This window comes from Culicoidibacter larvae, from assembly GCF_005771635.1.
GTDB lineage: Bacteria > Bacillota_I > Bacilli_A > Culicoidibacterales > Culicoidibacteraceae > Culicoidibacter > Culicoidibacter larvae.
Window position 1 is genome coordinate 59,873 of record NZ_VBWP01000008.1, and the last position, 13,223, is coordinate 73,095.

The 13,223-nt window shown below is 38.9% G+C and carries 16 protein-coding genes; 7 read left to right on the forward strand and 9 right to left on the reverse strand.

The genetic code is table 11. The features are described 5' to 3' along the window. Positions 1-44: 44 nt before the first annotated feature. From FEZ08_RS08960 to FEZ08_RS09000, 9 genes are all read right to left on the reverse strand, one after another. A complete protein-coding gene (locus FEZ08_RS08960) occupies positions 45-410 on the reverse strand; it encodes a VOC family protein (RefSeq protein ID WP_138191536.1) in 366 nt (121 codons plus the stop codon). Positions 411-548: 138 nt separating this feature from the next. Next, on the reverse strand, positions 549-1,271 hold the full coding sequence (locus tag FEZ08_RS08965; RefSeq protein WP_138191538.1) for an amino acid ABC transporter ATP-binding protein: 723 nt from the start codon (positions 1,269-1,271) through the stop codon (positions 549-551). After that, positions 1,268-1,879 (reverse strand): amino acid ABC transporter permease, encoded by a 612-nt coding sequence (locus tag FEZ08_RS08970; RefSeq protein ID WP_138191683.1) that lies wholly within the window; start codon positions 1,877-1,879, stop codon positions 1,268-1,270. Before FEZ08_RS08970 ends, FEZ08_RS08965 begins: the two co-directional genes overlap by 4 nt. An 89-nt stretch (positions 1,880-1,968) precedes the next feature. Next, positions 1,969-2,784, reverse strand: a complete 816-nt coding sequence (locus FEZ08_RS08975) for a transporter substrate-binding domain-containing protein (protein WP_138191539.1) — start codon at positions 2,782-2,784, stop codon at positions 1,969-1,971. A gap of 56 nt (positions 2,785-2,840) precedes the next feature. Beyond that, a complete protein-coding gene (locus tag FEZ08_RS08980) occupies positions 2,841-4,220 on the reverse strand; it encodes a Sapep family Mn(2+)-dependent dipeptidase (protein ID WP_138191540.1) in 1,380 nt (459 codons plus the stop codon). 172 nt (positions 4,221-4,392) lie between these two features. Next, positions 4,393-5,244, reverse strand: a complete 852-nt coding sequence (locus FEZ08_RS08985) for a leucine-rich repeat domain-containing protein (RefSeq protein ID WP_138191541.1) — start codon at positions 5,242-5,244, stop codon at positions 4,393-4,395. Between the two features lie 246 nt (positions 5,245-5,490). Next, entirely contained in the window at positions 5,491-6,087 is a 597-nt protein-coding gene (gene mnmM / locus FEZ08_RS08990) for a tRNA 5-(aminomethyl)-2-thiouridylate-methyltransferase MnmM (protein WP_138191543.1), read from the reverse strand. Then, complete coding sequence (gene mnmL, locus FEZ08_RS08995; protein WP_138191546.1) at positions 6,080-7,054, reverse strand: tRNA modification radical SAM protein MnmL/YtqA; 975 nt, start codon at positions 7,052-7,054, stop codon at positions 6,080-6,082. The genes mnmM and mnmL overlap by 8 nt, the downstream gene beginning before the upstream one ends. Before the next feature lie 96 nt (positions 7,055-7,150). Further along, positions 7,151-7,666 (reverse strand): TetR/AcrR family transcriptional regulator, encoded by a 516-nt coding sequence (locus tag FEZ08_RS09000; protein ID WP_138191547.1) that lies wholly within the window; start codon positions 7,664-7,666, stop codon positions 7,151-7,153. 135 nt (positions 7,667-7,801) lie between these two features. Here FEZ08_RS09000 and FEZ08_RS09005 point away from each other — a divergent pair, with 135 nt between their 5' ends. The 7 genes from FEZ08_RS09005 to FEZ08_RS09035 all read left to right on the forward strand — a co-directional run bounded on the left by FEZ08_RS09005 (position 7,802) and on the right by FEZ08_RS09035 (position 13,061). Further along, a complete protein-coding gene (locus FEZ08_RS09005; RefSeq protein WP_138191549.1) occupies positions 7,802-8,413 on the forward strand; it encodes a GNAT family N-acetyltransferase in 612 nt (203 codons plus the stop codon). Between the two features lie 104 nt (positions 8,414-8,517). Beyond that, positions 8,518-9,018, forward strand: coding sequence for a thiol peroxidase (gene tpx, locus FEZ08_RS09010; RefSeq protein WP_138191551.1), 501 nt, complete (start codon positions 8,518-8,520; stop codon positions 9,016-9,018). A gap of 137 nt (positions 9,019-9,155) precedes the next feature. Further along, the gene (rpiA, locus tag FEZ08_RS09015) at positions 9,156-9,839 is read left to right on the forward strand and encodes a ribose 5-phosphate isomerase A (RefSeq protein WP_138191553.1); all 684 of its coding nucleotides are present in this window, start codon (positions 9,156-9,158) and stop codon (positions 9,837-9,839) included. Further along, positions 9,840-10,787 (forward strand): dipeptidase, encoded by a 948-nt coding sequence (locus FEZ08_RS09020; RefSeq protein WP_138191555.1) that lies wholly within the window; start codon positions 9,840-9,842, stop codon positions 10,785-10,787. It begins immediately after the preceding gene. A gap of 91 nt (positions 10,788-10,878) precedes the next feature. Further along, on the forward strand, positions 10,879-11,322 hold the full coding sequence (locus tag FEZ08_RS09025) for a MarR family winged helix-turn-helix transcriptional regulator (protein ID WP_138191557.1): 444 nt from the start codon (positions 10,879-10,881) through the stop codon (positions 11,320-11,322). Between the two features lie 28 nt (positions 11,323-11,350). Beyond that, positions 11,351-12,208 (forward strand): hypothetical protein, encoded by an 858-nt coding sequence (locus FEZ08_RS09030; RefSeq protein WP_138191559.1) that lies wholly within the window; start codon positions 11,351-11,353, stop codon positions 12,206-12,208. 1 nt (position 12,209) lies between these two features. Next, on the forward strand, positions 12,210-13,061 hold the full coding sequence (locus tag FEZ08_RS09035) for a DUF6544 family protein (RefSeq protein WP_138191561.1): 852 nt from the start codon (positions 12,210-12,212) through the stop codon (positions 13,059-13,061). Positions 13,062-13,223 lie beyond the last annotated feature (162 nt).

The window sequence follows — 13,223 nt, forward strand, 5'->3', positions numbered from 1 at the left end:
TGTACATGAATTCCAGAGTTTATGAATGGTGTATTTTGTATATATTAAACCCAAAATGCCCATCTTACATCAAACATATCAATAAATCTGACAGTGCATGGACTGTAGTCGGTCGGTTGTAATGACTCAATTGTAGTGCTGCCATTTTGCATTATTTCGTATGCTCTTAGTAAAGCGGCTTCATCGTCAAATTGAACACAAAGTTGATAGCCGCCTGACTTTGAATAACCATCATCATTACCAAAGTCGTTTACGATTAATGGTTTATTATCGATGAGCATTTCCGCATGAATAACAAGTGAATGTTCCGGATCTTCAATCAAGGTTTCCACCGAAGCATTAAGAGCCTGCTTATAGAGTTCGATTGCTTCTTTACATTGGCCGTTAAAATAAATGTGAGTTACTAACAAAATTATTCCTCCTAAATTACTATAAAATTTTCGTGCTGTCTAATATTCGCCTGTATTATAACATGCTGAAAATTAAAAAACCACCAGCGCTGGTAATGCTGGTGGTTTGAAAAACAAAAATGTTTACTTATGCCTTTTCTATAAAACTTTCGATAAAAATTCCTGAGCCCGAGGATGTTGCGGGTTTTGGAAAAATTGTTGTGGTGTGGCAACTTCTAGTATTTGACCCTCATCCATAAAGACGATGCGGTCACCAACTTCACGAGCAAAGCCCATTTCATGAGTAACAACAACCATGGTCATACCTTCAAAGGCAAGATCTTTCATAACTTGCAGTACTTCTTTGACCATTTCCGGATCCAATGCACTGGTTGGCTCATCAAAGAGCATAACATCTGGTTGCATTGCCAGGGCACGGGCAATAGCAACCCGTTGCTTTTGCCCGCCGGATAACTGACTAGGGAAGTTATCGGCTTTTTCTGCTAAGCCAACTTTTTCGAGCAGGTTGCGGGCAACCTGCTCGGCTTCGGGCTTAGGTATTTTCTTGACTTTAATCGGTGATAAAGTCAAGTTGTTCAAAATTGATTTGTGGGGGAAAAGATTGAAGTGCTGGAAAACCATACCCATCTTTTCGCGCAGCTTATCAATGTTTACTTTTTTATTCACAAGCGAAGTACCTTCAAAAATGATATCGCCTTTAGTCGGCGTTTCCAAAAGATTCATACACCGCAGCAAGGTACTTTTACCACTGCCGGATGGACCGATAATAACTACAACTTCGCCGCTGGCAACGTCAAGATTGATATCTTTTAAAACCTCTAATTGATTGAAGGATTTATATAATGATTGTACTGAAATCATCTTGCCCACTTCCTTTCTAAGCCCTTAAGCAGTCTTGAGAGTCCAAACGTAAGGACAAAATAAATGAGTGCGGCAAATAGTAATGGTGTAAATGGTAAGTAAGTCTGATTTCTGACAGTATTGGCATTGTACATAAGGTCGGCAACACCAATGACCGAAACAATCGAAGACTCTTTAATAATCGTGATGAATTCATTACCTAATGCCGGCAAGATATTCTTAAATGCCTGTGGAATCACAATATAGCGTAATGCCTGATAGTATGACATACCAAGCGTACGTCCGGCTTCAAGCTGACCAGTATCAACCGCGTTGATTCCGCCACGGATAATTTCCGCAACATAAGCACCACTATTGATTGAAACCGCAACGATACTGGCAAGCACTGGATCGAGTTTGATGCCAATTGCCGGTAAGCCGAAGTAGATAATATAAACTTGTACCAATAGCGGGGTACCGCGGATAAACTCAACGTAAACTGAGGCTAAAGCTTGCAATACTTTTATTTTTGAAATCTTCATGACTGAAAGCAGTAAACCTAAAATTGTTCCCAGCAGTACACCGAAGAGGGCAATAAAAACCGTCATCAATGTTCCGGAGAGGAACATTGGCCAGTATTTCTCTAAAAAGCCAAACCAGCTGACAAATTGTTGTAGTATAGCGTCCAAATAAAACAGCTCCTTTTCGTGTTGTAGAATTAGTCTTGATTAGAGAATAATGTGTCAGCTTCTACATAAAATTGACTCACTTGATCTTTGGCGAGTAAGTCGGCGATGACTTTGTTCACCTCGGCAACAAATTCATCGTTCCCTTTAGCAATCGCGATGGCCGAACCGCTGCCGCTTACCGGCACGCTGAATGGTGCAACCGCAAGATCAGCATATTTACCTGTCAATTGGTCACCAACATTTTTTTCAACAATTAAAGCTTCAATATTACCATTTTCGAGCTCTTGGACTAAATCAAGTACTTTAGGCATTGACCGAACTTCAGCATCAGCTACTTTTAACGCAGCTTCCTCTTGAATGGAACCTTGCTGGGCACCGATTTTTTTACCATCAAGGCTGGCCAAATCGTTGTAGCTGGCAAGAACATCTTTTTTAACTAGTACACCAATTTCGGCTTGATAGTAAATATCGCTGAAATCAACATTTTGTTTCCGCTCTTCAGTTGGTGACATTCCGGCAATAACCATGTCAACAGTTCCGGTAGAAAGGGCCGGCAGCAAACCGCTGAAGTCCATGTCTTTGACAACCAATTCAACACCGAGGTGATCGGCAACTGCTTGAGCAATTGCAATATCAAAACCAACAATTGTGTCTTGACCATTCTCAATCACATGGAACTCGTATGGCGGATAATCAGCGCTAGTACCAAGTACAAGCTGACCACTGGCTTTTATCTGGTCTAATTTTGACTGACCTGCATCAGCAGAGCTGCCGCAGGCAGTGAGCATGTGTGATGCGAGCAGTAATAAAGCGGCTGTAGCCGTTACTAATTTAAACTTTTTCATAAATATAATCTCCTTTATTTTGCGATTGATTGGTGCGGCGCTTCGCCGCCCGTCAATCAATCAACATTATTTGCTAATTCGTAAAATGCCTGTGCATAAATCGCGCATCCCTTTACCAAATCTTCGATTTTTATCCATTCATCGATGCCATGGACACCATGTGGCGGTGTTCCCGGGAACGTGAGCCCGAAGGTAGTAAAGTTTGGCAAGGTGCGGGCGAGGGTTATGCCGCCAGCGGTTTCCATTGGTGATGTTGTATCACCAGATTGTTTTTGATAGATGCGATATAGGGTTTGAATCCAATCGGCATCCGGATCATTATAAATTGGCGGGAAGTGGTCGTCTTTGCAACAAGAAAGACCATAAGAACGCGCTACTGTATGTAATTTCAATTCGGCGGCTGCCTGATCAAATGGCAGCGGGTAACGAGTGGTGGTGTGTAAGTCAAAGTTTTTACCACGCTCATAGTTGAGGACACCAACATTTAAGGTTAGTGGTCCGCAGATGTCATCACTACATTGAAAGTCAAAGCCCTCACCGTAGTATTTATCAACAAAATAAGTGGTCAGCAGGTCAACAAAAGGCTCATTGGTGTAATTTTTAATAAAATTGAGCAAAATAAAACCGGCATGTACTCCATCCTGGGGTTGCGACCCGTGTACTGATTCTCCTTTGGCTTCCAAGATTAATTGATTATCTTCTTGGTAAGCTTTGCCGATGAGATGATTTGCATCTAGGTATGCGTTGTAAGCAGTTTGAATTGCTTCATCATAATCAACGCTCATCGTAGCAGAGTCTGGTACAACATTTGGTGCGCTTCCACACTTGAATGAATGTATCATGCCGGTTTGTAGTGTTCCTGTAAACCCGAAATCGTAAAGTCCCTTTTCTGCATAGGTAAGGGGGAATTTACCATCGGGAACGAACCCATATTTTGGCGGTTCCTCATATTTTGCGTAATGCAACATGCAACGAAAATGCGTTTCTTCATCTAAAGAGAGAATTAAACGGCATCGTCGTCGTAGCGGTGCTCCTATACTTTTTAATATTTTCAGTGCAACTAAAGTTGCGATTGCCGGGCCTTTATTATCACTTGCGCCCCGACCAAAAATTTTGTCTTGATCAATTGTGCCACCGAATGGATCATAACTCCAGCCACTCCCAACCGGGACAGTGTCCAGATGACCAATTGCACCAACCATTTCATCAGCTTCGCCAATCTCAATAAAGCCGACCATGTTATCACAGTTTTTGACCGTGAATCCCATTTTCGACGCAACATCCAATATAAATTCCAGCGTATTGCTGATATCTTTACCAAATGGTGTGGTGACTGACACTGTACTTTCATCATAAATACTCTTATGTTGAATAAGTTGGGCAGTTAAATCAATTAACGTTGCTTTCTCAGCTTGTGCTAATTTGATCCAATCCATAATTAATCCTCCTTTCGATAATAATCATATATAAACCAAAATGTGAAACCTAAGATTTATATTAATCATCATTTTAGCAGTTCAAAGCGCTGCTGTAAAGATAAAATTTACTTTTGTGAAAAAACAAAAAGAAGCCGCGCACCGATTACGGCGCGTGGCTTCTCCAAATTTCTTACAAATAAACAACGCAGCCACGAGCTTCCAATTGCTCAATCCAAGTTGGTGCAACCAAGTCATGGTTCCAGCGTAAATCAAGGCGCTTTAAGGCTTTAAGCTGTAATACGGTTTCAGGCAGAGTGGTAATATTGTTGCTGCGTAAATCAAGCTCAATCAGGTTTTGTAATTGTGAAATTCCAGTTGGAATCTCATTAATTTGATTGAAACGAAAACTGAGGCGTTGCAAACTATTAAGTTGTAAAATCCCATCGCTAAAGGTAGTAAGTTGATTATTTTCAACCATTAACACACGAAGTTTTTGTAACTGGCCAATTGTTTCCGGCAGCATTGTTAGCTGGTTCTTATTAAGATAGAGTTCGCGCAACTCGCTGCATTCGCCGAGTTGCGGCGGCAGAACAGTAAGTTTGTTCTCCATGATTCGTAATTCCAGTAGTTTTTGTAGCTGGCCGATTGTTTCTGGCAGTGTTGCCAACTGATTTTCACTTAGATTCAGATATTTAATTTTATTTAAGTTGCCAATTGCAGCATCAATAATACTCAACTTATTGTTGTGTAAATAGCAATAATCTTCTAAGTTTGTTAACTGAAAAAAGCTTTCTGGCAATGCAGATAGTTGATTGTGACCAAAATCAATATTAGTTAACTTCTTTAGATTATCAATAGTATTAGGAATAGCACTAATTTCATTAACTGATATATTGAGTGTTTGCAACTCAATCATTGCAAGTGCTTCTTGAGGGAAGTCAGCAAACTGATTGTCAAAAATATTGAGTTCGGTGACTGATTCCGGTTGAACATCAAGTTTGGGAAGTTTTTGTAGATGTTGGGACATAAAAGATAGTTGCATTTTATCGCCTCCTGTTGCTTCTAATATAACACAAAACCGAGTTACTGGGTAACCTCAAACTGTTGACAAACGCCCGCAATTCCATAAAAACCGACAAAACTCGCTCAATCACGTATATTTAGATACGCTTAATCACAACTTTTGCCGGTTTTTTGCAATTCCGACGCGCATGCGCTAGTACCTTGTGTGAAGCGTTTGCAATCAGCCTGATGGTTGGTATTATATTTAAAAAGTGACAACCCCATATCAGAATTCAGATTGTTTACTAAAACGGTTTTTTCTTTTTTCAATAATATAGGTTTGCGGCGGATGATTTTTATTGTTCAGCAGTTGGTAGGTGAAAACCATGTACTCACTGAAATCAAGTTCTTGCAGGAATTTAGCCACGGCATCGGTCTCGACGCTGCCGGTGGCGTGGCCCGGATAGGCGGTGAGTAAAACGAAGCCCTCTGGTGCTAGTAAGGCGAGGGCGGCATCCAGAGCCTGAAGTGTAGTTTCAGGCAAGGTGGTGATGGTTTCATCACCACCGGGCAGGTAGCCAAGATTAAAGACGATGGCTTTTATCTTGCCATGTGCCACAGCCGGCAGCAAGGCTTGCATTTGCTCGTGGCCGGCGCAAAAGAGCGTGCAGCGCTCGTTATAGGCAGCGAGCTTCGCCTTGCTCGCAGCGACTGCTTGCTCCTGTTTATCAAAGCCGAACAGATGACCGTCGGCGCCAACCAATTCAGCGAGCAACAGGGCATCATTGCCATTGCCAAGGGTGGCGTCGATCACGAGGTCGCCCTTGGTTATGCTTTTCTCCAACAACTGTTTATTGAAGCCTAGAATAGTATAGCTATTCATCCCGCATTCCTCCGCGATACTTTTTGCCTTGCCAAGAATCAGTAGCAATAAAGCGCTTGTCAATTTCATTCATCACCACAAATTTTTTCAGACTCCAAAGCGGACCAATCAAATCCTCATGACCGCCATCACCGGTAATACGATGAATAATCAATTCCGGCGGCAAAATTTCCAGCTGATTAACGACCAAATTAACATACTCATCCTGTTCCATAAACTCCAGCTTGCCATACTTGTGCATCTTAGCCATCGTAGTATTCTTCAAAACATGCAGCAAGTGAATTTTTATGCCTTGAATGTCCAGCTCGGCCATGGCCTCGGCAGTGGCTTGCATCATCGCAATATCCTCACCGGGCAAGCCGTTGATGATATGAACACAAACCCGAATGTTCCGGGCGCGTAATTTGGCTACACCATCCAAGAATTCCTGATAAGTGTGACCGCGGTTGATCTTCTTAGCAGTCCGATCATGGATCGTCTGCAGCCCTAGCTCAACCCATAAATAAGTGCGCTCATTTAATTCTGCCAAATATTCAACAACATCATCTTCAAGACAATCAGCACGGGTAGCAATCGCCAGACCAACTACGCCATCAAGCGCTAAAACTGCTTCGTACTTTTCGCGCAACACTTCTACTGGCGCATACGTGTTGGTAAACGCTTGAAAATATGCGATAAACTGATTGGCATCAGGCCATTTATCATGATAACGGTCACGAATGACATTAAATTGGCGGACTAAATCGTCCGCCGGATTGCCGGCAAAATCACCGGAACCATTGATACTGCAAAAGGTGCAACCACCTTTTGATTTTCGTCCATCGATATTCGGGCAAGTAAAGCCGGCATTGAGAGAGACTTTAGCAACCTTGCCGCCAAACGTTTCCTGCAAATGATAGTTCCAAGTATGGATTCGGCGATTATCATTACTATATGGAAATGGATTTTTGATTTTTTCTTTACGCATGCCAATCCACCTTTCAAAATTCTTCACGTTCAATTATACTGCATCTGCTTTCACTGAGCAAATATGTGGATAATTAAATAATTCTATTGATAATACTTATATGTCAGTTAATATTTGTAAAATTTCAGTATCGCTTTCTTTCATGCCATTCAAGACCCATTCGTTTATTACAGCGATAACTCCACTGATATAAAATTGCAGCATGTAGTTATTTGGAACAGTAGTTTGAAAATGGTCCAATTTGGTTTGTATATCATTATGAATATTGCTTAGTAATATTTGGCTAGCAATATCGTTGCCGGATAAAATCATTTTATAGAATTTAGCATTTTGCTTTATATTGTTAATGTAGGCTTTGGCAATAATTATATAGAATAGCTCTAAATCATCAGTCTCTTTAAGATTCATAAATATATCTTTTTGCAGTTCTTGAATAAGATAATTTAACAAATCATACTTATCTTCAAAATGATTGTAAAAACTTGTCTTATGAACAAGTGCATTATCACATATTTCATAAAGCTTAATGTCATCGAATCTTTTTTCTTCTATCAATTTCATTAAAGCGTTAGCTAGAAGCGTTTTTGTTTTGTTTTTTCTTAAATCACGCATAAAATCACCTACTCTTATTATAATAGGACTGCTACTATTTATCTACTAAAGTAGAAACTTATACTAAATTCTGCTTTAGTAGCGGAAGTTTTCTGATGATTTTAGTATGATGATTGTAAGAAAGGGTGATGGTTTATGGATATTGTGATTCGAGAACTAGCAAAAAGTGATTACAATCAAGCCAGATTATACGCAATAGATGGAATGAATTTAGACCGATATGCAGAAAAAGATTATGAATTGTATTTTTATAGCAAGTATTTCATCTATTTAGAGCTTTTGAGAGCTACCCAGATATTAGGTGCATACATGGATGGGAAGTTAGTTGGAGTTTTACTTGCTGAGATGAGAAATGAAAATAAAAAAGTGAAATCATTATGGTACCGAATATATATTTGGTTTATTAAATTTACTATGAATATTTTTTATAAAAGCAGTGCCAATATTTATGAGCAAGTAAATAATGAAATGTTATCCCGTTACAAAAGTGGAAATAATCCCGATGGTGAGTTGATATTTTTTGCTGTTAATCCAGAAATTATGGGTAAAGGTATTGGAACATTATTATTAAATGAACTAGAAAAACGTGAGAAAGGCAAGAGCATCTATCTATATACTGATTCTGGATGTACTTATCAGTTTTATGATTATAAAGGGTTTAAAAGAGAAGACGAGCAGAATATTATTATGAATAACCATGGTAAAGTGATAAACTTAACCTGCTTTTTATATAGTAAAAAATTATAAAACAATTGCGAGAAGTCTGAGCAAATCCAACCAGTTTTTCACAATTGTATGATATAGTAAAAGAGTAATAAGTCTATTTAATGTGAAAGGATGAAAATATAATTATGAGTATAACTTTTGGCGGAAATCCAGTAAAAATTTTAGGAACAGAACAACAAGTAGGTAATGTCGCACCAGACTTTACCGTTGTAAACAATGACTTGCAAGAAGTGCATTTAAGCGACTATGATGGCAAAGTAAAAGTGTTGAGCGCTTTACCTTCACTTGATACCGGTGTTTGTGATTTACAAACCAAAACTTTCAATCGTCGTTTTGCTGACCAAGATGATGTGGTTTTATTGACAATCAGTGTTGATTTACCATTTGCTCAAGCGCGTTGGTGTGGGAACTCAGGAATTGAAAATGCAATTACTTTATCTGATCACCGCAATCTTGATTTCGGTATGAAGTATGGTTTAGTGATTGAAGATTTGCGTCTATTGGCACGCGCGGTTTTCGTTCTTGACCAAGACAATAAAATTCAATATATTGAATATGTACCGGAAGTAACCCAACAAGTGAACTTTGCGGATGCTGAAGCGAAAGTTGATGAATTATTGAAATAATTCATCAACTGAAAACCGGACCACCTTGAGTGGTCCGGTTTTTTTCTTTTTTCAATAATAGAAAGTATGGGTATTTAATTTAAATACTTTGTTAAATATGTTAAAATAAAGAATAGAGTTAATAATGGGGTGTCAATATGTATGAGAAAAAGGAACAGGCTGCTCTGGCGGCTATGGGTTTGATTCAAGATGGAATGGTTATTGGATTAGGTGGAGGAAGAACGATTGCGCTTTTGGTGCAATTGATTGCAGAGTCTGGTAAAGACGTGAAAGTTGTTACCCCGTCGTGGGAAACGAAGCAGCTTTGTGCGCAAAATAATGTGTTAGTTGTGCCGACCGAGACGGTAAAGAGTTTAACGGTTGCCTTTGATGGCTGTAATGAAGTTGATTATAACTTCTACGCTTTGAAAAGCGGTGGCGGTATTCATACTCAAGAAAAGTTGATTGCGGCAATGGCTGAGGTCTTTATTATTCTTGCTGATGATGAGAAGTATGTTGATCGGTTGCGGCTTGCAGATCCGGTGACACTGGAAGTGTTGCCGGAGGCGGCGTTGTTTGTTCAAAAACAAGTGAGTGTAATTGGTGCGAGTGCCAATGTACGGAAGAGCCCGAATAAAGATGGCTTTACTCGTACTGATAACGGCAATTTATTATTGGATTGTTATTTTCCAAATGATGTTGATCCACGTCAATTACATGGATATTTAAAATCTTTGACTGGTGTTGTTGAGACCGCACTGTTTATTGATTTAGTTGATATTATTTTAGTTGCTGATGGCAATGGTGTTCATCGGTATGTTCGTGAAGAAAGCAGGGATTAGATGAAGGTTTTTGATGCACATTTAGATACGTTCTACCATATTGCACTTGCCGATAAAGATGGCAGTAAAGCACTTTTTAAGAACGAGCATTTTCCAAAGTTACAAAAAGGCGAGACTAAGGCTGGCGTTTTTGTCATTTATACTGAAGGAGATAGTCCCGAAGCAAAATATGAGCAGGCATTAGATATCATGATGGCCATGAGTCGTGAATTGTATCGTAATCGTGATATTATTATGCCGATTACCAGTAGCGCTGACTTTGATGTATTAGAAGCAAGCGACAAAACCGGAATTATTCTTGGTATTGAAGGTATGGAGTTCTTGGAAGTAAACTTTGATTTGCTGTATGTCTTGGCACAAATGGGTGTGCGGCACGGTGGTTTGACCTGGAATGAAGCTAATGCTTTCGCTGCTGGTGCCGGCGCTGATGATCGGCTCGGGCTTACCGATTGGGGTAAGACATTGGTGCGGCGGATGGAAGACCTGCATATGGTTGTTGACTTGGCACATGCCAATGAACAGACTTTCTATGATGTGTATCAGATGGCAGCAAGACCGTTTATTGTTTCACATTCTGCAGCTTATGAACTATTTAATCATCCGCGTAATTTAAAAGATGCTCAACTACAAGCGGTTGCTGAAATCGGTGGGTTGATTGGCGTTAATGCCTGGGGTGGATTTTTGGCTGAGGAAAATCCGCATATTGATGATTATATGCGCCACTTAGTATATATTGCTGATAAAATCGGTGTTGAACATGTTGGCTTAGGTTTTGACTTCTGTGACTTCCTGCCGGGTTATATGGAGAAACCATTAACCAAAAATTTAGAAACATCAAATCAGGTACAAAACTTGGTTGCAAAGTTGCGCGAGCATGGCTTCAGTGAGCAAGAGGTTCAGGCAATTTGTTATGATAACTATGCAAACTTCTTCCGCAAATGGCTTTAAGAGAATAGGAAAAAAGGCTTCGTTTATGACGAAGTCTTTTTAATATTTGACAAAAGGTAACTAGTTACGTATAATTGTGGTGGTGATTAAAATGAGAAATCAAGAATTTATTTTCGGTGCAATGTTTCAGTACTCAAATAAGCTACAAAATATCGGTGATCGAGTTTTTGGTGATATTTCTATGAAGCAGTGGTTTCTGCTGGCAGCAATACATGCAATTGCTTTAGAGCATCCAGGACTTAGTGAAGTCGCTGATTTTATTGGGTATAGCAGACAGAATGTTAAGAAGATTGCTTTGCAACTTGAAAGTGCTGGTTTAGTAGTTTTGCAGAAAGACAAGGATGACAAACGGTTTACTAGAATTTCAATGACACCGGCATGTCACCAATATTTGAAAACACGAGAGCCAGATGAAGAACGGTTAATGAAACAATTATTTAGGAATTTTTCAGCAACTGAATTGGATGTTCTTGCTCAGTTAATGTATAAACTGGGTGACAATATTACAACTATGGATGCTGAAATAAGTAAATGACAAGATATAATTTTTTAAGGAGAATATTATGAAGAAGAGTATTGCTTTTTTATATTGGATTTCAGCAATAACTGCCATTATTTCGGCAGGCGCAGGAATTATTTTTTCGTTTGGCAGTCGTTCACAGATAGTTACAAATATTTATGGTCAGACGGTTACATTATTGGGCAGCGGTGTTTATGCAAATGATTCAATTATGAGGGCTGGTGCTGTAATAGGTACGGATATTGTTGTTGTTATAGTGGCATGCATTCTTATTGTAACTATGGTGTTCTTTAAGAAAAAGCCTTATCTATCACTGGTTCAAACTGGGTTGCTGGCGATTATATTATATGCCACAACATGCCTTTTGCTCGGAACGACATTTAATCGTCTATTCTTGTTCTACATTCTTCAATTTAGTTGTACCTTTTTTGCTTTTGTACTTTCTTTGAACAAGATTATTAGTAAAAGGTCATTTGTCGACCAAGTATATGAGCAACGGAATACAGCATTAGCAATATTTATGATTATTAGTGGTTGCTCAGTTCTGCAATGGTTGGCATATATTCTTCCGGTTATGGTATTTGGCACTCCCATGGAAATAATTGATGTTTATTCAACTGAGCCAACGTTTGTTCTTGATTTAGGTATCATTTTACCGACGATGATTTATTGTGGTATAATGCTTTTTAAAAGAAAACCTATTGCTTATCAACTTACACCGATTATGTTAATATTGCTTACTGGTGTTGCTGCTTTTGTTATTAGTCAGACTTTTGTTCAATCATCACTTGGCATTGTTCTCCGAATTGAACAATTAATTGGTTTAGTTATCTTGTTTGTTGTGCTGGGAGGATTAGCTCTACTATTTAACATTCGTTTATTAAAGCAGGTGAAATGCTAGCATGAAAAAAATAAAGATTTGTGGTGTAAAGATGATTTTACTTATTGGCATAATTGGAACGGTTGCCCTGCTTGCATATATATTGATATTTCCATATTCACCGGTTGTCGGAGAATATCATCAACTGCAAACTGAAGCGGAGAGAAAACTAACGCCTAAAAATGATAAAATAACGGTGTCAGACCTTCAACGGTTGCCGAATTTATTTCAGGAGTATTATATTGCTAATGGTTATATCGGTCAGCCGTTTATTAATCATTTCGAGATTAGTGCCAGCCAAGCTTATTTTAAGTTGGGCAGTGATAAACCGGAAATCAGCATTAACTATTATGTAGATGATTATCTTGGTTCTACGGTAGAGCGTTTGGCATTTATTGATGGTAGGTTATTCTTGATGCCTTTTCAGGGAATAGATAGTTATATTGATGGTCAGGGTGGTATGAAGGGGATTGTTGCCAAACATATTCAATTATTTAATGAGCGTTCCGATGCGATGAGTGAGGCGGCACTGCTTACTTATCTTTCGGAGATATTTATTCATCCGGCATTTTTATTACAAGAAACAATTGCATTCAAGGAACTTGATGATTATTCTGTACAAGTATCAATCAGAGATAGTGGGCAAACTGTTTCCGGTGTCTATTATTTCAATAATGCAAAGCAAATTACTTCCTTTAGCGTTGAAGAACGATATTGTGATGAAACTAAAAGTTATGAAAGCTGGGAAGCTATTTTCGATAACTATCAATTGAGTAATGGTGTTTCTTTGCCAAAAATGATGCAAGCTGTCTGGCATTTTAAAACTGGGGATCTGCTTTATTTTGATAGTGATGATATAGTTGTTAATTGGTAGAATAGGAAAAAGACTTCGTTTATGACGAAGCCTTTTTTTGTTTTCCCTAAAAAAGAAAAACCACTGAAAAAGGGGGGGGATCAGCAGTTTTTCAAAAGAGGATATATGAAAAAGTTTTTGGGTAAATATATATCATCGCAAGATTGCGTTGAAAAGAGTGGA